Annotated in this window: 20 protein-coding genes; 8 read left to right on the top strand and 12 right to left on the bottom strand. The window is 72.2% G+C overall.

Annotated elements, in window-relative coordinates:
• Positions 1–199: 199 nt before the first annotated feature.
• The 3 genes from ACZ56U_RS38205 to ACZ56U_RS38195 all read left to right on the top strand — a co-directional run bounded on the left by ACZ56U_RS38205 (position 200) and on the right by ACZ56U_RS38195 (position 1,291).
• Positions 200–286: a putative leader peptide gene (locus ACZ56U_RS38205; protein WP_391243914.1), complete on the top strand. Its 87-nt coding sequence runs from the start codon at positions 200–202 to the stop codon at positions 284–286.
• A gap of 76 nt (positions 287–362) precedes the next feature.
• Positions 363–887: a cupin domain-containing protein gene (locus ACZ56U_RS38200; RefSeq protein ID WP_469088538.1), complete on the top strand. Its 525-nt coding sequence runs from the start codon at positions 363–365 to the stop codon at positions 885–887.
• The gene (locus ACZ56U_RS38195) at positions 884–1,291 is read left to right on the top strand and encodes a rhodanese-like domain-containing protein (RefSeq protein WP_469088537.1); all 408 of its coding nucleotides are present in this window, start codon (positions 884–886) and stop codon (positions 1,289–1,291) included. Before ACZ56U_RS38200 ends, ACZ56U_RS38195 begins: the two co-directional genes overlap by 4 nt.
• A 326-nt stretch (positions 1,292–1,617) precedes the next feature.
• Here ACZ56U_RS38195 and recX read toward each other — a convergent pair whose 3' ends face one another.
• Both recX and recA read right to left on the bottom strand, forming a co-directional pair.
• A complete protein-coding gene (recX, locus tag ACZ56U_RS38190; RefSeq protein ID WP_469088536.1) occupies positions 1,618–2,559 on the bottom strand; it encodes a recombination regulator RecX in 942 nt (313 codons plus the stop codon).
• A gap of 3 nt (positions 2,560–2,562) precedes the next feature.
• Positions 2,563–3,690, bottom strand: coding sequence for a recombinase RecA (recA, locus tag ACZ56U_RS38185; RefSeq protein WP_391243851.1), 1,128 nt, complete (start codon positions 3,688–3,690; stop codon positions 2,563–2,565).
• Between the two features lie 376 nt (positions 3,691–4,066).
• On the opposite strand from recA, the gene ACZ56U_RS38180 reads away from it, so the two are divergent.
• Entirely contained in the window at positions 4,067–4,456 is a 390-nt protein-coding gene (locus tag ACZ56U_RS38180; RefSeq protein WP_469088535.1) for a hypothetical protein, read from the top strand.
• A 281-nt stretch (positions 4,457–4,737) separates the two neighbouring features.
• On the opposite strand, the gene ACZ56U_RS38175 is transcribed toward ACZ56U_RS38180, so the two are convergent.
• Both ACZ56U_RS38175 and ACZ56U_RS38170 read right to left on the bottom strand, forming a co-directional pair.
• Positions 4,738–6,144, bottom strand: coding sequence for an AI-2E family transporter (locus ACZ56U_RS38175; protein ID WP_469088567.1), 1,407 nt, complete (start codon positions 6,142–6,144; stop codon positions 4,738–4,740).
• Between the two features lie 169 nt (positions 6,145–6,313).
• Positions 6,314–6,508 (bottom strand): DUF3046 domain-containing protein, encoded by a 195-nt coding sequence (locus ACZ56U_RS38170; protein ID WP_469088534.1) that lies wholly within the window; start codon positions 6,506–6,508, stop codon positions 6,314–6,316.
• An 80-nt stretch (positions 6,509–6,588) separates the two neighbouring features.
• Between ACZ56U_RS38170 and ACZ56U_RS38165 the strand changes: the two genes are divergently transcribed.
• Entirely contained in the window at positions 6,589–7,533 is a 945-nt protein-coding gene (locus ACZ56U_RS38165; protein ID WP_469088533.1) for a hypothetical protein, read from the top strand.
• Between the two features lie 21 nt (positions 7,534–7,554).
• Here the strand turns inward: ACZ56U_RS38165 and ACZ56U_RS38160 are convergent, their stop codons facing one another.
• From ACZ56U_RS38160 to ACZ56U_RS38150, 3 genes are read right to left on the bottom strand one after another with little or no spacing between them, the layout of a single operon-like run.
• On the bottom strand, positions 7,555–7,860 hold the full coding sequence (locus ACZ56U_RS38160; RefSeq protein WP_469088532.1) for an AzlD domain-containing protein: 306 nt from the start codon (positions 7,858–7,860) through the stop codon (positions 7,555–7,557).
• The gene (locus tag ACZ56U_RS38155; protein ID WP_469088531.1) at positions 7,857–8,576 is read right to left on the bottom strand and encodes an AzlC family ABC transporter permease; all 720 of its coding nucleotides are present in this window, start codon (positions 8,574–8,576) and stop codon (positions 7,857–7,859) included. The genes ACZ56U_RS38160 and ACZ56U_RS38155 overlap by 4 nt, the downstream gene beginning before the upstream one ends.
• A complete protein-coding gene (locus ACZ56U_RS38150) occupies positions 8,477–9,439 on the bottom strand; it encodes an AraC family transcriptional regulator (RefSeq protein WP_469088530.1) in 963 nt (320 codons plus the stop codon). The genes ACZ56U_RS38155 and ACZ56U_RS38150 overlap by 100 nt, the downstream gene beginning before the upstream one ends.
• A 207-nt stretch (positions 9,440–9,646) precedes the next feature.
• On the opposite strand from ACZ56U_RS38150, the gene ACZ56U_RS38145 reads away from it, so the two are divergent.
• From ACZ56U_RS38145 to ACZ56U_RS38135, 3 genes are all read left to right on the top strand, one after another.
• Positions 9,647–14,614, top strand: coding sequence for an ATP-dependent helicase (locus ACZ56U_RS38145; RefSeq protein WP_469088529.1), 4,968 nt, complete (start codon positions 9,647–9,649; stop codon positions 14,612–14,614).
• 137 nt (positions 14,615–14,751) lie between these two features.
• Entirely contained in the window at positions 14,752–15,603 is an 852-nt protein-coding gene (locus tag ACZ56U_RS38140; protein WP_469088528.1) for an Fpg/Nei family DNA glycosylase, read from the top strand.
• 37 nt (positions 15,604–15,640) lie between these two features.
• Entirely contained in the window at positions 15,641–16,402 is a 762-nt protein-coding gene (locus ACZ56U_RS38135) for an SDR family NAD(P)-dependent oxidoreductase (RefSeq protein WP_469088527.1), read from the top strand.
• Here the strand turns inward: ACZ56U_RS38135 and ACZ56U_RS38130 are convergent.
• From ACZ56U_RS38130 to rimO, 5 genes are all read right to left on the bottom strand, one after another.
• A complete protein-coding gene (locus tag ACZ56U_RS38130; RefSeq protein WP_469088526.1) occupies positions 16,353–16,619 on the bottom strand; it encodes a hypothetical protein in 267 nt (88 codons plus the stop codon). The two genes, ACZ56U_RS38135 and ACZ56U_RS38130, sit on opposite strands and share 50 nt — an antisense overlap.
• A 285-nt stretch (positions 16,620–16,904) precedes the next feature.
• Complete coding sequence (locus ACZ56U_RS38125; RefSeq protein WP_391243885.1) at positions 16,905–17,285, bottom strand: helix-turn-helix domain-containing protein; 381 nt, start codon at positions 17,283–17,285, stop codon at positions 16,905–16,907.
• Between the two features lie 109 nt (positions 17,286–17,394).
• Positions 17,395–17,931 (bottom strand): CinA family protein, encoded by a 537-nt coding sequence (locus tag ACZ56U_RS38120; RefSeq protein WP_469088525.1) that lies wholly within the window; start codon positions 17,929–17,931, stop codon positions 17,395–17,397.
• Positions 17,928–18,629, bottom strand: a complete 702-nt coding sequence (gene pgsA / locus ACZ56U_RS38115) for a CDP-diacylglycerol--glycerol-3-phosphate 3-phosphatidyltransferase (RefSeq protein ID WP_469088524.1) — start codon at positions 18,627–18,629, stop codon at positions 17,928–17,930. Before pgsA ends, ACZ56U_RS38120 begins: the two co-directional genes overlap by 4 nt.
• The gene (gene rimO, locus ACZ56U_RS38110; protein ID WP_469088523.1) at positions 18,626–20,095 is read right to left on the bottom strand and encodes a 30S ribosomal protein S12 methylthiotransferase RimO; all 1,470 of its coding nucleotides are present in this window, start codon (positions 20,093–20,095) and stop codon (positions 18,626–18,628) included. The genes pgsA and rimO overlap by 4 nt, the downstream gene beginning before the upstream one ends.
• Positions 20,096–20,124 lie beyond the last annotated feature (29 nt).

Below are 20,124 nucleotides of genomic sequence, written 5' to 3'. Positions count from 1 at the left end.
GCCTCGCCCGGAGCACGTGAGCGAGGTCGCCGTTGACGGGGGCGTGACCGGACCGGATCGCGGGGAAGCGGGCCGGCGACCGGCTGCGGTCGGCGCACGGTGAGCGGCACCTGCCGTTGCTGTGGGGACCGCACATGTGTGCGTTCCACATAGTGACGGTGAGTTGACCGCTCTGTACCGCCATGGTGTACTCCGCGTCATGACCGACACCTGTGTGCGCCTGTGGCGGAGGGTCCATATGGACCTCGTCCGTTACGCGGGCTGCGTGTGTCGCGAGTCCTGCTGAATTCGCATCCCCCTTCCGCGCGCGCCGCTCCGGCGCTGCCGCGCGCTTTCCGCGAACACTCATCAGGACGGTACCCGTGTCTGTCTCCCCCTCCCTGTCCGCCGTTTCCGCGCCGACGCAGGCTGAACTCCTCGATTTCGTACGGCGGACCGCCGCCGACGCCGAGCTGATCTCCTCTCTCCCGCTCGACCCCGAAGGCCGCACCTGGGTGCGTCTGGAGGGGCCCGGCGGAAGCGAGGCGTGGCTGATCGGCTGGCCGCCCGGCACGGGCACCGGCTGGCACGACCACGCCGAGTCCGTCGGCGCCTTCGTGACGGCCGCCGGCGAACTCAAGGAGAACTCGCTGGCCGCTCGACTCCCGGCGGACGGCTGGAGGACCATCGAACTCACCGACGGCGTGGACCGCGAGCGACGGCTCCCGGCCGGCACCGGACGCTCCTTCGGGCAGCACCACGTCCACGAGGTGCTCAACGAGTCCACCGAGCGGCACGCCGTCTCTGTGCACGCCTACTACCCGCCGCTGCCTCAGATCCGGCGCTACAGCCGCACCGGGCCGGTCCTGCGCCTGGAGCACGTGGAGCGCCCGGAGGACTGGCAGTGAGCCCCGGATCCCCGCTCGGCATCGACGAGTTGCTGGAACGCGTCCGCGAGAGCTACGAACGGATCGAGGCACGGGCGGCCCACGACGCCGCCGCGCAGGGACAGGCGCTGCTGGTGGACATCCGCTACGCCGCCCTGCGTGAGCGCGACGGACTGATTCCCGGCGCCCTCGTCGTCGAGCGCAACGAACTGGAGTGGCGCCTCGACCCGCGCGGCAGCCACCGGGTGCCCGAGGCGACGAGCCACGACCTGCTCGTCGTGGTGATCTGCGACGAGGGGTACGCCTCGACGCTGGCCGCCGAGTCCCTGCACCGGCTGGGACTGCGCCGGGCCACGGACCTGGTGGGCGGGTTCCAGGCGTGGCGAGCCACGGGGTTGCCGGTGGTGGCGCCCGTGGCGTCGTAGGGGCGAGCCCGCGGGCTCAGTCGATGCCGGGGGCGCGGTGGAGGGGGGCCGCGTCCGCATTGCCCTTGGTGACGGGCACACCGGGGTGGCGATCTCGTCGGTGTCATCGTCGCCGCGCGGCAGGTCGAAGCGTCGGTCACCGCCAACTCGCCCGTGCTCTCGGCCGAGTTGGCGACCGTGGCCGCGAAGCGCCAGTCTTTTAGCGCGGCGGCCGGGCCCTCGCCGTGCGCATCAAACCCGCGCGCTGCAAGACCCGTGGGCTGCAAGACCCGTGCGCTTCAAGGCCCCTGCGCTTCAAGACCCGCGCGCTTCAAGACCCCTGCGCCTCAGAACCCCTCCCCCTCCAGGAACTCCGCGTCCTCGCCCTCCTCTTCGAGCGCCTGCCGGACCACCCTCAGGGCCATGCCCTCGGGGTACCCCTTGCGGGCGAGCATGCCGGCGAGGCGGCGTAGTCGCTTGTCGCGGTCGAGGCCGCGCGTGGAGCGCAGTTTGCGGGCGACGAGCTCACGAGCTGTCGCCTCCTCCTGCTCGGAGTCGAGCTGCGAGACGGCCGCGTCGATCAGCGTGGAGTCGACCCCCTTGGTACGCAGTTCCTGGGCCAAGGCCCGCCGGGCCAGACCCCGCCCATGGTGCCGGGACTCCACCCAGGCGTCGGCGAACGCGCTGTCGTTGATCAGCCCGACCTCAACGAACCGCGACAGCACCTCCTCCGCGGCCTCGTCCGGAATCCCCTTCTTGCTCAGGGCGTCCGCGAGCTGCTTCCGCGTACGCGGGGTCCCGGTGAGCAGGCGCAGGCAGATGCCGCGCGCCCGCTCCACCGGGTCCCCTGAAGACTCCCCCTGCTCGGCCCTCGACGAGGAGGAGGTGCCTTCGTCCGTACCGGACGGCTCCCCGCCGCGTCGCTGCCGACGCCCCCGGGATCCGCCCACGCCACGTGCCGCGCGGCCCCCGCCGCGCCCACGGCGGGATCCGCCGCCGGACGGGACAGCGGAGCCGGTCGTCGCCGAGTCGTCGTCCAACCACTCCCCGCCGCCCGGTCCCCCGCCGTCCGGCTCGTCGCCGTACGGCCGGTCACCGCCCCCGTCCGCGCCGTACGCGCGCCTCGTGCCGTACGACGTCGCGCGGCCGTGTCCCCCGTCCGCGCCGTACCCCCCGCCGTCCCCGTACGCGTCGCCGTCCGGCCCCGAGGTTCCTCCGTCGCCTCCCCCGGCCCGCTCACGCGGGGCGTCCTGGTAGGCGTACTCGGCCCAGTCCGTTCGTCGAGTCACGGGTCAGCTCTTGGCAGCCGCGGCCTTGGTCTTGGCCGCCTTGGCCGCCGGCGCGGGCACCGTCTTCGCGGCGTCGTCCGCGGGGGCGGTGACCGCGGCGGCGTCAGCACCCGGCTCCGCGGTCGGCTCCTGCGGACGCACGCCCACGCCCAGCTTCTCCTTGATCTTCTTCTCGATCTCGTTGGCCAGGTCGGGGTTGTCCTTCAGGAAGTTGCGCGCGTTCTCCTTGCCCTGGCCGAGCTGGTCGCCCTCGTACGTGTACCAGGCGCCGGCCTTGCGGACGAAGCCGTTCTCCACGCCCATGTCGATCAGGCCGCCCTCGCGGCTGATGCCCTGGCCGTAGAGGATGTCGAACTCGGCCTGCTTGAAGGGCGGCGCGACCTTGTTCTTGACGACCTTGACCCGGGTGCGGTTGCCGACCGCGTCCGTGCCGTCCTTCAGGGTCTCGATGCGACGGATGTCCATGCGCACCGAGGCGTAGAACTTCAGCGCCCGGCCACCGGTCGTGGTCTCCGGGGAGCCGAACATCACACCGATCTTCTCGCGGAGCTGGTTGATGAAGATCGCGGTGGTCTTGGACTGGTTGAGCGCGCTGGTGATCTTCCGCAGGGCCTGGCTCATCAGACGGGCCTGCAGACCGACGTGGCTGTCGCCCATCTCGCCCTCGATCTCCGCACGCGGGACGAGCGCCGCGACGGAGTCGATGACGATCAGGTCGAGGGCACCGGAGCGGACCAGCATGTCCACGATCTCCAGAGCCTGCTCGCCGTTGTCCGGCTGGGACAGGATCAGGTTGTCGATGTCGACGCCGAGCTTCTTCGCGTACTCGGGGTCGAGGGCGTGCTCCGCGTCGATGAAGGCGACCTGGCCGCCGGCCTTCTGCGCGTTCGCCACCGCGTGCAGCGTCAGGGTCGTCTTGCCGGAGGACTCCGGTCCGTACACCTCCACCACTCGGCCGCGCGGGATGCCGCCGACGCCGAGCGCGACGTCGAGCGCGGTCGACCCGGTGGGGATGACCTCGATGGGCTCGTTGGGCCGCTCGCCCATGCGCATGACCGCGCCCTTGCCGAACTGCCGTTCAATCTGTGCGAGCGCGGCGTCCAACGCCTTCTCGCGGTCGGTTCCTGCCATGGGTTCCACCCGATTTGCTTGAGTCGATCGCTTCACGTCAAAGACGCTAACGCCTGCCACTGACAATGCGCCCCGACGCCCGCCCGGCCTGTGGATAACTCGGGGACTTCTCCACTCAAACCGTGCCGAAATCCCCGCCAAGAGCCTCGCCGGAACTTCCATAAGAATGGATGTTCGATTTTCGTGTCAAGCGCACCACGCGGCACTTCCGGAGCAATCCGCACGGCACCGTCAGCGCCCTGCCGCCACCCCTGCCGCCACCCCTTCGCGCCCCCTCAGCCACCCGGCGCTCCACCGCCTGCACCGCCCGCACCGCCTCACCCTCTGACCCCCGCCCCCCGACCCGTCGGCCATCCGGACCTGCGAAAGTGCCGCCATGCTGCTGACTCCTGAACAGACCCTGTTCGTCCGGGGCGCCACCCCCGCCCTCCTCCTCGCAGAGGCTCCGATTCACGACGATCTGCCGGTCCTGAGCGCACAGGAAGGGACCGTGCCCCGGTGCGAGGGATGGAGCCTCGTCCCCAAGCTCACCCTGTGTGTCGTGGACGGCCCCGGCGAGGCAGGCATGCTCATCCCCTCCCTCGCGGCCCCGGTGATGACCGACGGCGCCCCTGATCCGGACGGCATGACCGACTGGTGCGCGGATGCCGAGCGGGCGGGCGGCGCGGTCGTACTGTCCCTCGCCCAGCTGCCCCGGACACTGGACTGGTCCCACCTGCTGAACTCCGGATCGGCGCGCGGCGGTTTCATACCCACGCTCACCTGACGCCCTCCCGCGACCGGGGCTTGCCGCTCCTCGCCACGCCCCTCGGCGCACCACGTACCGCGTATCGCGTACCGCGAGTGCCTTCCGCCGGACGACGACGGAACGGTCCCGGCGCGCGCCCTGAGGCATGGAGCCCCCGAAGAGCACGCCCCCGGTCACGAAAGGACATCCAGGAGTCCGCGCAATCTCGCGTGGGTGACCGAACCCACCGCCTCGCCGGGCTGCTCACCGCCGGAGCCACAGCGACTCCCCGCAGGGAGCGCGGCCTGAGATAGCGCCCCTCAGGAGCCCCCTCCCTCGGAGCCACCCCCCGAACTCCCCTTGGAACCGCCCCTCGCACCACCCTCGGGGCCTCCCTCTGCCCCGCCCCTCGAAGCGCCCCCGGAGCCACCCTCCGAACCGCCCCCAGGGCCACCCTCCGAACCACCCCCGGCATCACTCCCGGGATCACTCCCGGGATCACTCCCGGAACCCCCCGCAGCTCTCCCCGAGGTGCCCCCGGCCACATCCCCGGAGTCCCGCTCCCCAGAAGAACGCTCCCCGGAGTCCCGCTCCCCTGACTCCGGCTGCTCCCCCGCCTCCCGGGCCACCAGCCCGCGCGCGCGCGTAAGGAACCCCGACTCCCCGCCCAGGCGCCGATGCCCGAGCACGCGCGGGTCATCGGTGACGTCGTAGCGCTTCACATACGCGCCCAGGAACGCCTGCAACGTCGCGACCGCCGGGATGGCGATCAGCGCGCCCACGGCCCCGAGGAGGGCCGTACCGGCGATGACGGAGCCGAAGGCGACCGCGGGGTGGACGTCGACCGTCTTCGAGGTCAGCTTGGGCTGGAGCATGTAGTTCTCGAACTGCTGGTAGATCACGACGAAGATCAGCACCCACAGCGCGTACCAGGGATCGACCGTGAAGGCGATCAGCATCGGCAGGGCGCCCGCGAGATACGTGCCGATCGTCGGGATGAACTGCGAGACCAGCCCCACCCAGACGGCGAGCACGGGCGCGTTGGGCACGCTCAGCGCCTGCAACAGGACGTAGTGCGCGACACCGGAGATCAACGCCATCAGACCGCGCGAGTAGAGATAGCCGCCGGTCTTGTTGACGGCGATCTCCCAGGCCCGCAGCACCTCCGCCTGCTTGGCGGGCGGCAGCACGGAGCACAGTGCGCGCCGCAGCCGGGGGCCGTCGGCGGCGAAGTAGAACGAGAACAGCCCGATCGTCAGCAGTTGGAAGAGCCCGCCGAGGACCTGGGCGGACACGTCCAGGACACCGGTGGCGCTGTTCTGCACGTAGTTGCGCAGCCAGTCGGAGTTGAGCACGCCCTCCTGGACGTCGACGCGCTTCAGCTCGGTGTGGAAGTGCGTGTTGATCCAGTTGATGACGGAGTCGAGATACGCCGGGAAATCCTCGACGATCTTGATGATCTGCCCGGCGAGCATGGTGCCGAGGAGCGTGACGAAGCCCGCGGAAACGATCAGTACGGCGAGGAAGACGAGGAAACTGCCGAACCCCCGGCGCACCCCGCGCGAGGCCATCCAGCTCACCGCGGGTTCGATGGCGAGGGCCAGGAAGAACGCGATGAGGATGTTGATCAGCAGCCCGGTCAGCTGGTGGAAGGCCCAGGTGCCCAGCTGGAAGGCGGCGTAGAGGGCGAGCGTGAGCACCACGGCACGCGGCAGCCAGCGCGGCATGCGGGAGTTCACCCCGTCGGGGTTGTCGGCCGGGGGCCGGGGGGGCGGAGTCATGCCGAACGGGGAAGCGTGCTGGGGGACCTCGTCGGTCTCGTCGGTGGGTGCCACGGTGCAAGTTTCGCCCACGTGGCTGACAATCCGCTCCTCCCCCTGCGATCTTCGTGACCGGTCAGCGCTGTTCTCGTGGCACGTTCATGACCGTGCACACCACGCGCCACACGTCCTTGGCGTCCCAGCCGCCTTGCAGCGCCTCGTGCACCGTGCGCCCGCCGAGCTCCGCCATGACGTGGTCGCGCGCGAAGGTGTCGGCGTAATCCGGACCGAAGTGATCCGCCATCCGCTCCCAGAAGACCGTCAACCGCATGACACCAGTATCCCGCCCCTGAGAGTGGGCCTCGGTCGGGACCGCTTGTCGAGAACGCTTTCCGTCCTACGGTCTGACCCATGGCCGAAACAGGAGCTTCCCCACTCCCCCCGACGTCCCCGGCGCACTCCCCGCTCTTCCGCGCCGAGCACTTCGTCTGGCTCACCGCGCGCGTGCTGGAGCAGCGCCTCTTCGCCCACCACTTCCTGAACGGCGCCGCCGACCCGGTGGAGACCGCCCTGGACGCGTACCGCAACGAGGACGGCGGTTACGGCCACGCGCTGGAGCCCGACCTGCGCGGCCCGGTCAGCCAGCCGCTGCACGCCGGGCATGCCCTGCGCGTCCTGGACGCCATCGACCGTTGCGGCGGACAGCGCGTGGAACGGGTGTGCCGCTATCTGACCTCCGTCACCACCCCGGACGGCGCCCTGCCGGCCATCCATCCCAGCCAGCGCGGCTATCCGGCGGCCCCGTTCATCCCGATCGTGGACGACCCGCCCAGTGAGCTGCTCGCCACCGGCCCCGTGGTGGGTCTGTTGCACCGCAACGAGGTCTGGCACGCGTGGCTGTTCCGCGCCACGGACTTCTGCTGGCACGCGATCGAATCGCTGCGGACCTCCCATCCGTACGAGGTGCAGGCCGCCGTGGCCTTCCTGGACTCCGCTCCCGACCGCCCGCGCGCGGAGGCCGCCGCCGACCGACTCGGCCGCCTGGTGCGCGAGCTGCGGCTCGCGGCACTGGACCCGGAGCGCCTGGACACCCACCCGGTGTCCCCCGGCTACGCCCCGGGCGAGCACCACTTCCCGCACGACTACGCCAGGACGCCGCACTCACTCGCGCGCGCGTGGTTCACCGACGAGGAGATGGAACGCTCCTTGGACTTCCTCGCGGGCGACCAGCGGGAGGACGGTGGGTGGCCGGTCCGCTGGCGCCAGTGGGCCCCGGGCACGTCCCTGGAGGCCCGCCCCATAGTCACGATCGAGGCACTGCGCACCTTGAGGGCCTACGGCCGTCCGATCGGCTGAACCGCTCCTGCCGCGCGTCCCTCACCCCAAGGCCCGCACGCCCGCCGTCACCGCCACGGCCGCCGCGACGACGACGAGGAAGGGGGCGCGCAAGAGCAGCGCGACGGCGGCCGCCGCCAGTCCCGCGCCCCTGGCGTTCAGCACCAGGGCGCGACCGTCGGCGAAGGCCTGCTGAGCCGTGAGCGCGGCGAGCAGCGCGACCGGCAGCAGCGCGGCGAGCCGCTTGACGAGGGGCCGTTCCAGGGCCCCGGTGGGCACCAGGAGCCCTGCCAGCTTGGCGGCGTAGCAACCGAGCGCGGTGAGGGCGATGGCGATCCAGACGTTCACCGCTCCGCCTTCCTGCACCCCTCGGCCCACAGCACGACGGGCGCCGCGAGGGCGGCCACCAGGACCGGCACCCCGGCCGGCAGTACCGGCAGCAGACCGAGCCCGAGCAGCACGGCGAGCCCGGCGACGGCACGCTCGACGGCGCTCTTGAGCATGGGCGCGAGCAGTGCCAGGAAGACGGCGGGTCCAGCGGCATCGAGGCCCCACGCGTCCGTGTCGCCGATCGCCTCGGCGCCCAGCGCACCGAGCAGGGTCGTGAGGTTCCACAGCACGTAGAGGCTGAGTCCCGTGACGGTGAAACCGATCCGCGCGCCGTGCCGCGTGCGTTGCGCCAGCGCGACGGCCGCGGTCTCGTCGATGACCCACTGCGCGGCGAAGGGCCGCACCGCGCGCGGGAGAGCCAGCAGCTGGGACAGCCGCAACCCGTAGAACGCGTTGCGCACCCCCAGGAAGAACGCCCCGGCGGCCGCGGTGAACGGGTTGCCACCGGCGGCGAGCGCCCCCACGAGCGCGAACTGGGACGCCCCCGTGAACACCAGCAGGCTGAGCGCACAGGTCTGCGCCACAGTGAGCCCACCGCCCGCCGAGGTCACCCCGAAGGCGAACCCGGACAGTCCTACGGCGACTCCGACCCCGAGGGCGTCTCGTACGACGGTGGCGTCCGGCCTCCCTCCGTCGTCGGAGCGTGTGTCTGGGATTGCTGTCTGTTCTTCCACGCGTCGGACGCTATGTCGGGTCCCCGCCGGTCGTCTTGTACGTTCTTGCGCTCCCGCTGGTACGCACCGGGAGGCACGCCGACGATCCGCGTGAAATGCCGGTTCAGATGCGGCTGGTCGGTGAACCCCACGGCGACGGCGGCCTCCGCCGGGGACGTCCCCGCGTCCAGCAGCAGCCGCGCTCGCCGCACCCGCGCGTCGATCAGCCAGGTGTGCGGCGGCATCCCGTAGGCGTCCCGAAAGGCCCGCAACAGCGCGAAGGGCCCTACTCCCAGCTCGGCGGCCAGCCTCTCCAGGGACGGCGGCCCGGTCATCCGCTCCTCCAGCGCCTCACGCGCCCGTGCCGCCACCCGCGCCCCGGCCGTCCGCACCTCCCGCCGCACCAGCACCCCACCGTTGAGCCGCAACAGCCGAGTGACGGCGACCCGCAACAACGTGTCGGCGGCCAGCGCGTTCCCCTCGTCCACGGCACGCAGCACCTGATGCACCAGCCCTGCCGCATAGGGATCGTCAAGGACCGGACTCACGAACCCCGGGGTTCCCCGGATGCCGGTGGTCTCCGCGGCTATCCCGGCCACCACCTCCGGCGCCGGGTACACCGCCCCGTACCGCCACCCCTCAGGCACCCCCGCCCGCCCGGTGTGCGGGGTGTCCGGATTGACGAGCGCCAGCGAACCCGCCCCCGCGTACCGATCAGCCCCGCGGTAGTGGAAGACCTCCACACCATCGGCGATGGCCGCGATCACGAAACTCTCATGGGTGTGCCGCACGAAGTTCTTCCGGATGTACCGGGCCCGCAGCAGATCCACCCCGGGCAGCTCGGCGTACCGCCAATGCCGCGCCCGCTCACCGGATCCCACCATGCGCCCATTGTCCGCCGCCCAGGCGCCACCCCCCACGCCCGCCGGACCGCACCCCGCCCCCACCGGCGGCCGCAAGCACCGACGCACCCCCACCGGCGGCCACAGTCACAGCCGCACCCCCCACCGGCCGCCCCGGTCACAGACGCGCACCCACCCCGGAAACCCCAGGTCAGACCGATTGTCAGTACCCGGGTGCAGGATGGACCCATGGCCAGCTCCACTCACCGAGCCCTCTCCGGCTTCTCCCCCGCGACCCAAGGCTGGTTCACGGGGGCCTTCGACGCGCCCACCGCGGCCCAGGCAGGCGCCTGGCGGGCCATCGCCGAGGGCTCGGACGTCCTGGTGGTCGCGCCCACCGGTTCCGGCAAGACCCTGGCCGCCTTCCTCGCCGCACTGGACCAGCTGGCCTCCACACCTCCGCCCGCGGACCCCAGGAAACGCTGCCGAGTCCTGTACGTCTCCCCCCTGAAGGCCCTCGCGGTCGACGTGGAGCGCAACCTCCGCAGCCCTCTCACCGGCATCCGCCAGGAATCCGTACGCCTGGGCCTGCCCGAGCCGGAGATCAAGGTCGGCATCCGCTCCGGCGACACCCCCGCGGCGGAACGCCGCGCACTGGCCACCCGCCCTCCGGACATCCTGATCACCACCCCGGAGTCCCTCTTCCTGATGCTGACGTCGGCCACCCGCGACGCGCTGACCGGCATCGACACCGTCATCCTCGACGAGGTGCACGCCGTCGCGGGCACCAAGCGCGGCGCCCACCTGGCCCTCTCCCTGGAGCGCCTGGACGAGCTCCTGCCGAAGCCGGCCCGCCGCATCGGCCTCTCCGCGACCGTGCGCCCGGTCGACGAGATCGCCCGCTACCTCTCCCCGCGCCGCAAGGTGGAGATCGTCCAGCCGAAGTCCGGCAAGGAGTTCGACCTGTCCGTCGTGGTCCCCGTGGAGGACCTGGGCGAACTGGGCGGCTCCCCGGTGGCCGACGGCAACGAGGGCGCGGAACGCCCGTCGATCTGGCCGCACGTGGAGGAGCGGATCGCCGACCTCGTGCAGTCCCACCGCTCGACGATCGTCTTCGCCAACTCCCGCCGCCTGGCGGAACGCCTGTGCAACCGCCTCAATGAGATCGCCTACGAACGGGCGACCGGCGAGCCCCTCTCCGAGAACCACACCCCCGCCGAGCTCATGGGCGGTTCAGGCGCCGCCCAGGGCGCGCCCCCGGTCATCGCCCGGGCCCACCACGGCTCGGTCTCCAAGGAGCAGCGTGCCCTCGTGGAGGAGGACCTCAAGGCCGGCCGCCTTCCCGCGGTCGTCGCCACCTCCAGCCTCGAACTCGGCATCGACATGGGCGCGGTGGACCTGGTCGTCCAGGTCGAGTCACCCCCCTCGGTGGCGTCCGGCCTCCAACGCGTGGGCCGCGCGGGGCACCAGGTCGGAGCGGTCTCCACCGGCGTGGTCTTCCCGAAGTACCGAGGAGACCTGGTCCAGTCGGCGGTCGTCACGGAGCGCATGCGCAGCGGCGAGATCGAGTCCCTCAAGGTCCCCGCGAACCCTCTGGACGTCCTGGCCCAGCAACTGGTCGCCATGACCGCGATGGACACCTGGCAGTTGGACGACCTCCTGGCCATGGTCCGCCGGGCCGCCCCCTTCGCGTCCCTGCCCGAGTCCGCCTTCACCGCGGTCCTGGACATGCTGGCCGGCCGCTATCCCTCCGACGCCTTCGCGGAACTGCGCCCGCGCGTGGTCTGGGACCGGGTGGCCGGCACGATCACCGCCCGCCCCGGCGCCCAGCGCCTCGCGGTGACCTCCGGGGGCACGATCCCTGACCGCGGCCTCTTCGGCGTCTTCCTGGCCGGCGCGGACCCCAAGAAGGGCGGTGGCAGGGTCGGCGAGCTGGACGAGGAGATGGTCTACGAGTCCCGCGTGGGTGACGTCTTCACTCTCGGCACCAGTTCCTGGCGCATCGAGGACATCACCCGTGACCGCGTCCTGGTCTCCCCCGCCCCCGGCGTCCCGGGCAGGCTCCCGTTCTGGAAGGGCGACCAGCTCGGCCGGCCCCTCGAACTGGGCCGCGCGGTGGGCGCGTTCCTCCGCGAGGTCGGCTCGCTCCCCAAGGACAAGGCCCGCCCACGACTCCTCGCGGCGGGCCTGGACACCTGGGCCGCCGACAACCTCCTGGCCTACCTCGACGAGCAGCGCGAGGCCTGCGGCCACATCCCCGACGACCGCACGATCGTCGTGGAGCGCTTCCGCGACGAACTCGGCGACTGGCGCGTGGTCGTCCACTCCCCCTTCGGCGCCCAGGTGCACGCCCCCTGGGCCCTCGCCCTCGGTGCCAAGCTCTCCGAGCGCTACGGCATGGACGCCCAGGTCATGCACGCCGACGACGGCATCGTCCTGCGGCTGCCCGACGCCGACCTGATGGGCCTGGACCTGCTCGACCAGGAACCGGCGAGGCTGGGCACGGAGTACGACGCGGACCAGGCCCCGGTCGGCGCCGCGGACGTCGTGTTCGACAAGGGCGAGGTCGATCAGATCGTCACCGACCAGGTCGGCGGCTCGGCCCTGTTCGCCTCCCGCTTCCGCGAATGCGCGGCACGCGCGCTCCTGCTCCCCCGCCGCAACCCGGGCAAGCGCACCCCGCTGTGGCAGCAGCGCCAGCGGGCCGCCCAACTGCTCCAGGTGGCCAGCGAGTTCGGATCGTTCCCGATCGTCCTGGAGGCGGTCCGCGAGTGCCTCCAGGACGTTTTCGACGTCCCCGGCCTCGTCGAGCTGATGGGCGACCTGGAGTCCCGCAAGGTCCGCCTGGTCGAGGTCACCACCCCCGAGCCGTCCCCCTTCGCCCGCTCCCTCCTCTTCGGCTACGTCGCCCAGTTCCTGTACGAGGGCGACTCACCGCTGGCCGAGCGCCGCGCGGCCGCACTCTCCCTCGACTCCCGCCTGCTGGCCGAGCTGCTCGGTCAGGCGGAGCTGCGGGAACTGCTCGACGCCGAGGTCCTCACCGAGCTGGAGCGGGAGCTTCAGTGGCTCACCGAGGACCGTCGGATCAAGGACGTCGAAGGTGTCGCCGACCTCCTCCGCGTCCTCGGCCCCCTCACCGACGCCGAGCTGACCGAGCGGGGCGCGGAGCCGCCGTGGGCGCGCGATCTCGCCCGGGCCCGGCGCGCGATCAAGGTCCGCATCGCCGGCACGGATCACTGGGCGGCGATCGAGGACGCCGGCCGCCTGCGCGACGCCTTGGGCACGGCGCTGCCGGTCGGGGTCCCGGAAGCCTTCATGGAGCCCGTCAAGGACCCCCTCGGCGACCTCCTCGCGCGGTACGCCCGCACCCACGGCCCGTTCACCTCGGCGACCGCCGCGGCCCGCTTCGGTCTGGGCGCCGCGGTGACCGAGGGCGCCCTCCAGCGCCTCTCGGCGTCAGGCCGCGTGGTCCAGGGCGAGTTCCACCCCGCGGGCATCGGCCAGGAGTGGTGCGACGCCGCCGTACTGCGCCGACTGCGCCGCCGCTCCCTGGCCGCCCTGCGCCACGAACTGGAGCCGGTCTCCCCGCCCGCCCTCGCCCAGTTCCTGCCCCAGTGGCAGCACATCGGCAAGGGGCACGGGCTGCGCGGCATCGACGGACTGGTGCGTGCCGTGGAGCAGTTGCAGGGCGCCTCCGTCCCGGCCTCCGCGCTGGAGAAGCTGGTCCTGCCGTCCCGCGTCGCCCAGTACACCCCGGCGATGCTCGACGAACTCACCTCCGCCGGGGAGCTGGTGTGGGCCGGAGCCGGCTCCCTGCCCGGCAAGGACGGCTGGGTCTCCCTCTACCTCGCGGACGCGGCCCCCCTGCTGCTGCCCCCACCCCACCCCCTGGAGCTGACGGCACTCCACGAGTCCGTCCTGAACGCCCTCTCCGGCGGCTACGGACTCTTCTTCCGCCAGATCGCCGACCAGGTCCGCGCGACCACCCACCCAGAGGTCACCGACCCCCACCTCGCCGACGCGGTCTGGGACCTGGCCTGGTCCGGCCGCCTCACCAACGACACGCTCACCCCCCTGCGCTCCCTGCTGGGCTCGGGCCGCACCGCCGGTTCCACGGCCCACCGCGCCAAGCGCACCATGCCGCGCGGCCGCTACGGCTCCCTGGCCGCCGCCGCCCGCACCGCTTCCCGGGGCGGCCCGCCGACGGTCGCCGGCCGCTGGTCCCTCCTCCCCGACCGCGAACCGGACCCCACCCTGCGCGCCCACGCCCTGGCCCGCACGCTCCTCGACCGGCACGGCGTGGTGACCCGGGGCGCGGTCTCCGCGGAGGGCGTCGAGGGCGGCTTCTCGGCGACGTACCGTGTCCTGTCCGCCTTCGAGGAGACCGGCCAGGCCCGCCGCGGCTATGTGGTCGAGGGCCTCGGCGCCGCCCAGTTCGCCATGGACGGCGCGGTCGACCGCCTCCGCGCGGTGGCGAACGCCCGCGAACGGGGCGAGGGCATGCCACACCCGGCCACCTCCGGCGCTCGCGACGCATTCGAGACCCCCGACGGCGCCACCCCCCACGACCCTTTCGGCACACCCGCCCTCACCACCCCCCAGGACCCCTTCGGCACGCCCGGCCTCCCCGCCCCCGCCGACGACCCCGACTTCGACTGGTTGGACGACATCCCACCCTCCGCCGGCACCGCCCCCTCCCCCGGCGACTACATCTCCCCCCGAGACCGACCCGGACCCGGACCCGGCACCCCCCGCCGCGGGCCATACAGCCCGTACAACCCGGCCCACGCCCCCACCCCCCACCGTTCGCCCACCCGCACCCCCGACTCCCGAGCCGTGGTCCTCGCCGCCGCCGACCCGGCGAACGCGTACGGCGCCGCCCTGCCCTGGCCCGAGCCCCCGACCGGCGCCGGTCACAAGGCGGGCCGCAAGGCGGGTTCCCTGGTCGTGCTGGTCGACGGCGAGCTGACGCTCTACATGGAGCGCGGCGGCAAGACCCTGCTGGCCTGGGCCGAGGACCCGGAGGGCAAGCCCGCCGACGATCCCCGCCTCCAGGCGGCGGCCGACGCCCTCGCCGCGGCGGCCCGAGCGGGCTCGCTCGGCACGGTCACCGTGGAGCGCGTCAACGGCGCCCCGGCCCTCACCTCCCCCATCGGCACCCTCCTGGAGGGAGCGGGCTTCATCGCCACCCCACGCGGCCTGCGCCTACGGGCATGACCAAACCCCCCACGCCTCACTCGACCGCCCCGCCAAAGGCGCGCCCCACGGCCCCCACACCGCACGCGACCACCTCACCTGACGCCCCCTCGCGCCCCCGCCCAGCCGTCGCCCCCACCCCATGCCACCCTTGACCCATGCCCGAAGGAGACACCGTCTGGCAAGCCGCGAACCGTCTGCACAGCGCCCTCGCCGGCAAGGTCCTCACCCGTAGCGACCTCCGCGTCCCCAAGTTCGCCACCGCCGACCTGACGGGCCGCACCGTCCTGGACGTCACCCCGCGCGGCAAGCACCTGCTCACCCGCGTAGAGGGCGGCCTGACCCTCCACTCGCACCTCAAGATGGACGGCTCCTGGCGGGTGTACGCCAGCGACCAGCGCTGGACCGGTGGCCCCACCCACCAGATCCGCGCGATCCTGGGCACCGCCGACCGCACGGCCGTCGGCTACCGCCTGCCGATCCTGGAACTCCTGCGCACCACCGACGAGGACCGTGTCGTGGGCCACCTCGGCCCCGACCTCCTGGGCCCCGACTGGGACCCAGACCGCGCCCTCGCCAACCTCCTCCAGGACCCCGCCCGCGCCCTCGGCGAGGCCCTCCTCGACCAGCGCAACCTCGCCGGCATCGGCAATGTCTACAAGAGCGAGATCTGCTTCCTGCTCGGCGTCACCCCGTGGCTCCCGGCCGGCGCCCTGCCCGAGGACCGCGCCGCGAAGCTGCCCGTCCTCGCCAAGAAGCTCCTCGAGGCCAACCGGGACCGCCCGGTCCGCATGACCACGGGCCGCCGCGGCCAGGACCTCTTCGTCTACGGCCGCGCCCGCCGCCCGTGTCTGCGCTGCGGCACCCCCGTCCGCCTCGCCAACCAGGGCGACGGCTCCCGGGAACGCCCCACCTACTGGTGTCCCGCGTGCCAGACCGGCCCCACCCCGGCCGCCACCCGGGGCCCGGGCCCGGCCCGAACCTCCCGGAACCCCACACCGTACGACTAATTGACGACCCGTCAGAATGACTCGTACCGTCCCCCTCATGACCGTCAGCGCGTACGACCTGACCGGACGCACCGCATTCGTCACCGGGGCCGCCGGCGGGATCGGCCGGGCCTCGGCGGTCCTGCTCGCCGAAGCCGGTGCCACCGTCCACTGCGCGGACCGGGACCCGCAGGGCCTGCACGAGACAGCGACGCTCATCAAGGACGCGGGCGGCACCGCCCGCACCCACCAGCTCGACGTCACCGACCGCGAGCAGCTCCGTCAGGCCGTCGCCTCCTGCGGGCGCCTCGACGTGCTGGCGGCCATCGCCGGGATCATGCACAGCAGCCCGGTCCTGGAGACACGGGAGGAAGACCTCGACCGTGTCCTGAACGTCAACTTCAAAGGGGTCCTGTACGCCTGCCAGGAGGCGGCCCGCCGGATGCTCGAGCACCAAACCAGGGGCAGCATCGTCACCATGGCCTCCGGCGCCGTGGACACCGGCGGCCCCGGCCTGCTCTGCTACGGCGCGGCCAAGGCGGCCGTCGTCCAGCTGACGAAGACCCTGGCGACCGAGGTCGGCCGGCACGGCATCCGCGTCAACGCGATCGCACCGGGCTGGATCCGCACACCCATGACCGACCGCCACGGCGAGGCCCAGGAGCGGACCGAGGCGATGATGGCCCGGATGTCACCACTGAACCGGGTCGGCGAGGCGGAGGACGTCGCCCACGCGGTGCTGTATCTGGCGTCCGACGCCTCGTCCTTCATCACGGGCCAGATCCTGCGTCCGAACGGTGGGGTGGCGATGCCGTGGTGACCCGCCAGGCCGCCCGCCACCGCCCGGCGGCGAGCGCCCCGGCCGCCCGCCCCCTGGGCACGCAGTGCACCGGCAGCAGGCTCAGCCCCCACCCACCGGCCGCGACCGCGCCTTCCAGCACCCCCGCTCCGGGAGCCAGCGCCAGCCGCAGCACCGCCCACCACCACAGCGCCCCCAGCCCGAGCACCACCCCCCAGCGCACTATCGGTCGCGCCATGAACCGACCTCCAGCCCGAGGAACCGATGAGCCGCCGCGGGCAATGAGCCGACAGCCCGAACCCAGGCCACCTCGATCGCCCAGGTCGCGGGCGCACCGGCAGCGCGGGGAGTCACGCCCGCACATCCACCACCGGCGGCCCGGGCCATGTCACTCCACGATGCACGAAAGCCCCGACCAACGCCTCTCCGGATGATCCGGAGAAACCCGGTCAGGGCCTCCCGCGCTTCTCAGCGCGTCGTCAGCTCATGTTCGAGCGCGTCTCGAGCGCACACGCCGTGACGCTCACGCGGCGACGACATCCACCGCTTCGGCGGGCGCCTTGATGGTCACCCGTTCCGGTGGCACACCGGCCACCGAGACGGAACCCAGCATCGGGCGTACCGGCGTGGGCACAGGCTCGTTGGGGGTGGCCGCAGCGGACTGGGCCAGCTCGGCGAGGGCGAGCTCGTCGCTCACTTCCCGCATCAGTTCGGACATCCGTACGTCCAGCGCGTCGCAGATGGCGGAGAGCAGCTCGGAGGAAGCCTCCTTCTGCCCCCGCTCCACCTCGGAGAGATAGCCGAGCGAGACTCGGGCGGACGAGGAGACTTCGCGCAGAGTACGGCCCTGGCGCTGGCGCTGCCGACGCAGCACGTCACCCAGCAGGCGACGGAGCAGAATCATCGGTGGCTCCCTCCTCGGACCGCGTAGCCGCATCCATTACGCCCCACCGTACCGCCTTGCGCCGCGGCCGTGCGGGGAGCGATGTCGTGTTCACTCAGGGCTGCAAACATCAAAACCCCCCGTTCCGTTCCGTATCCTGTGCCCGCTCATTCCCGGTCTGTTCGCCCGCAAGCTCCTGAAGGAGCAGTGCGAGTACGCTCCGTACACTCTCCATACGAATTTCCGCCCGGTCGCCGTTCAACCGCAGCGACAACACTTTCTCGCCATCCGGCAGCTGCGAGGGCGGGCCGGCGACCGCCACATAGACCGTCCCGACGGGCTTGCCGTCCTGTTCCACCGGACCGGCGACACCCGTGGTCGAGATGCCCCAGGCCGCACCGAGTGCCTTGCGCACTCCGGCCGCCATCTGGGCCGCGACCTGCGGATCCACCGCTCCTCGCTCCGCCAGCAGGGTGGCGTCCACCCCGAGCAGTTCCTGCTTGAGCTCGGTGGCGTAGGCGGTCACCGAGCCTCGGAACGCCTTGGACGCCCCGGGGGCCGCTGTGATTTCCGCCGCAACCAACCCACCGGTGAGCGACTCGGCGACGGCGAGCGTTTCCGCCCTCACCGTGAGTAGTCGCACCACTTCAGTGGCCGGGGAATTCACGCTTCCGTCTCCTCCAACGCCGCCGCGCGCGCGGCGATTCCCTGCCGGCGCAGCACAATGGCCTGTCTTACATAGTCGAGGCCGGTCACCACGGTCAGCACGACCGCCACGGCCATCACCCAGAACCGCGCGGTGGCCAGCCACCCCGTCAGCGCCAGGACGTACATCCCGACGGCGATGCCCTGGATGAGGGTCTTCAGCTTGCCGCCGCGGCTCGCCGGGATGACGCCGTACCGGATGACGATGAAACGCAGGAGCGTGATCCCGAGTTCTCGGCCCAGGATGACGCCGGTCACCCACCACGGCAGGTCCCCCAGCGCAGACAGACAGATGAGCGCCGCCCCCATGATCGCCTTGTCGGCGATGGGATCGGCGATCTTCCCGAAGTCGGTGACGAGGTTGTAGGTGCGCGCCAGATGACCGTCGAACAGGTCGGTGATCATGGCGACGGCGAAGGCCGCCCAGGCGAACGAGCGCCATGCCGGGTCGTATCCGCCGTCGGCCAGCATCAGCGCGACGAAGCCGGGCACCAGCAGCAGCCGCAGCATCGTCAGGAGGTTCGCGATGTTCCAGAGGCTGGCCTGGTCGACGGCCGCCGCGACGATCTTGCCGCTCCGCGCGGACTTGGCGTCGGCGTCGGTGCCGGCCGCACCCGCCGGGGAGGGACTACCCGCGGCGGACGCCGGTGCTCCGGTCATCTGCGCGCCTCCTCACTACCTGCGAGCGAGCTCGTCACCGGCTCGGCGACCAGGTCGACCCCCTCGGTGCCGACCACCTTCGCTTCGACCATACGACCGACACTCAGTCCTTCGCCGCTCGTGAGCAGCACCTGGCCGTCCGTCTCCGGCGCCTGGTGCTCACCGCGCCCGTACACGCCCTCCTCGTCCACGGACTCCACCAGCACGTGCACGGTCTCGCCCACGCGCTCCTCGGCCCGCTGCGAGACGAGTTCCTCGGCCAGCCGGGAGACGCGCGCGAGGCGCTCGGCGACGACGTCCTCGTCGAGCTTGTTGTCGTACGTGGCCGCCTCCGTGCCCTCCTCGTCGGAGTAGCCGAAGACACCGATGGCGTCCAGGCGCGCGCCGTTCAGGAACCGCTCCAGCTCCGCCAGGTCGTCCGCGGTCTCGCCGGGGAAGCCCACGATGAAGTTGGAGCGCACTCCGGCCTGCGGGGCCTTGCTCCGGATGGTGTCGAGCAGTTCCAGGAAGCGGTCGGTGTCGCCGAAGCGCCGCATCGCGCGCAGCACGCCGGGGGCGGAGTGCTGGAAGGACAGGTCGAAGTAGGGCACGACCTTGGGCGTGGAGGTCAGCACGTCGATCAGCCCGGGCCGCATCTCGGCCGGCTGGAGGTAGCTGACCCGCACCCGCTCCAGGCCGTCGACGTCGGCGAGCTCGGGCAGCAGGGACTCCAGGAGCCGGATGTCGCCCAGGTCCTTGCCGTAGGAGGTGTTGTTCTCGGAGACCAGCATGATCTCCTTGACGCCCTGCTCGGCCAGCCAGCGAGCCTCGTTCAGCACGTCGCTCGGGCGCCGCGAGATGAAGGAGCCGCGGAAGGACGGGATGGCGCAGAAGGTGCAGCGGCGGTCGCAGCCGGAGGCGAGCTTGACCGAGGCCACCGGGGCGCCGTCCAGACGGCGGCGCAGGGGCGCGCGGGGGCCGGAGACCGGGGCCACGCCTTCCGGGAGGTCGGCGGGCGCGCCGTGGCCCGGCAGGGCGACGTCGGAGGCCGACTGCCGCTCGGCGGGGCTGATCGGCAGCAGCTTGCGCCGGTCGCGCGGGGTGTGGGCGGCGTGGACGCCACCGCTCAGGATGGTCTGGAGCCGGTCGGAGATGTCGGCGTAGTCGTCGAAGCCGAGCACGCCGTCGGCCTCGGGCAGGGCCTCGGCGAGGTCCTTGCCGTACCGCTCGGCCATGCAGCCCACCGCGACGACGGCCTGGGTTCGGCCGTGCCCCTTGAGATCGTTGGCCTCCAGGAGGGCGTCGACGGAGTCCTTCTTGGCGGCGTCGACGAAGCCGCACGTGTTGACGACGGCGACGTCCGCGTCCGCGGCGTCCTCCACGAGGTCCCAGCCGTCCGCCTCCAAGCGGCCTGCGAGCTCCTCCGAGTCCACCTCGTTACGGGCGCAGCCAAGAGTGACGAGTGCGACGGTACGGCGTTCAGGCATGGACTCAAGACTACTTCGTTCCACTGACA

The sequence above is a fragment of the Streptomyces sp. NPDC034103 genome, assembly GCF_055575395.1.
The sequence above is the reverse complement of the archived record's forward strand: the minus strand, read 5'-3'. Positions and strand labels throughout refer to the sequence as shown.

What these genes read in the sequence shown, in the direction of transcription:
- ACZ56U_RS38205 (WP_391243914.1), top strand. Translation starts at nt 200, where the DNA reads ATGACCGACACCTGTGTGCGCCTGTGGCGGAGGGTCCATATGGACCTC.
- recA (WP_391243851.1), bottom strand. Translation starts at nt 3,690, where the DNA reads ATGGCAGGAACCGACCGCGAGAAGGCGTTGGACGCCGCGCTCGCACAG.
- ACZ56U_RS38180 (WP_469088535.1), top strand. Translation starts at nt 4,067, where the DNA reads ATGCTGCTGACTCCTGAACAGACCCTGTTCGTCCGGGGCGCCACCCCC.
- ACZ56U_RS38175 (WP_469088567.1), bottom strand. Translation starts at nt 6,144, where the DNA reads ATGCCGCGCTGGCTGCCGCGTGCCGTGGTGCTCACGCTCGCCCTCTAC.
- ACZ56U_RS38170 (WP_469088534.1), bottom strand. Translation starts at nt 6,508, where the DNA reads ATGCGGTTGACGGTCTTCTGGGAGCGGATGGCGGATCACTTCGGTCCG.
- ACZ56U_RS38165 (WP_469088533.1), top strand. Translation starts at nt 6,589, where the DNA reads ATGGCCGAAACAGGAGCTTCCCCACTCCCCCCGACGTCCCCGGCGCAC.
- ACZ56U_RS38150 (WP_469088530.1), bottom strand. Translation starts at nt 9,439, where the DNA reads ATGGTGGGATCCGGTGAGCGGGCGCGGCATTGGCGGTACGCCGAGCTG.
- ACZ56U_RS38145 (WP_469088529.1), top strand. Translation starts at nt 9,647, where the DNA reads ATGGCCAGCTCCACTCACCGAGCCCTCTCCGGCTTCTCCCCCGCGACC.
- ACZ56U_RS38140 (WP_469088528.1), top strand. Translation starts at nt 14,752, where the DNA reads ATGCCCGAAGGAGACACCGTCTGGCAAGCCGCGAACCGTCTGCACAGC.
- ACZ56U_RS38135 (WP_469088527.1), top strand. Translation starts at nt 15,641, where the DNA reads ATGACCGTCAGCGCGTACGACCTGACCGGACGCACCGCATTCGTCACC.
- ACZ56U_RS38130 (WP_469088526.1), bottom strand. Translation starts at nt 16,619, where the DNA reads ATGGCGCGACCGATAGTGCGCTGGGGGGTGGTGCTCGGGCTGGGGGCG.
- ACZ56U_RS38125 (WP_391243885.1), bottom strand. Translation starts at nt 17,285, where the DNA reads ATGATTCTGCTCCGTCGCCTGCTGGGTGACGTGCTGCGTCGGCAGCGC.
- pgsA (WP_469088524.1), bottom strand. Translation starts at nt 18,629, where the DNA reads ATGACCGGAGCACCGGCGTCCGCCGCGGGTAGTCCCTCCCCGGCGGGT.
- rimO (WP_469088523.1), bottom strand. Translation starts at nt 20,095, where the DNA reads ATGCCTGAACGCCGTACCGTCGCACTCGTCACTCTTGGCTGCGCCCGT.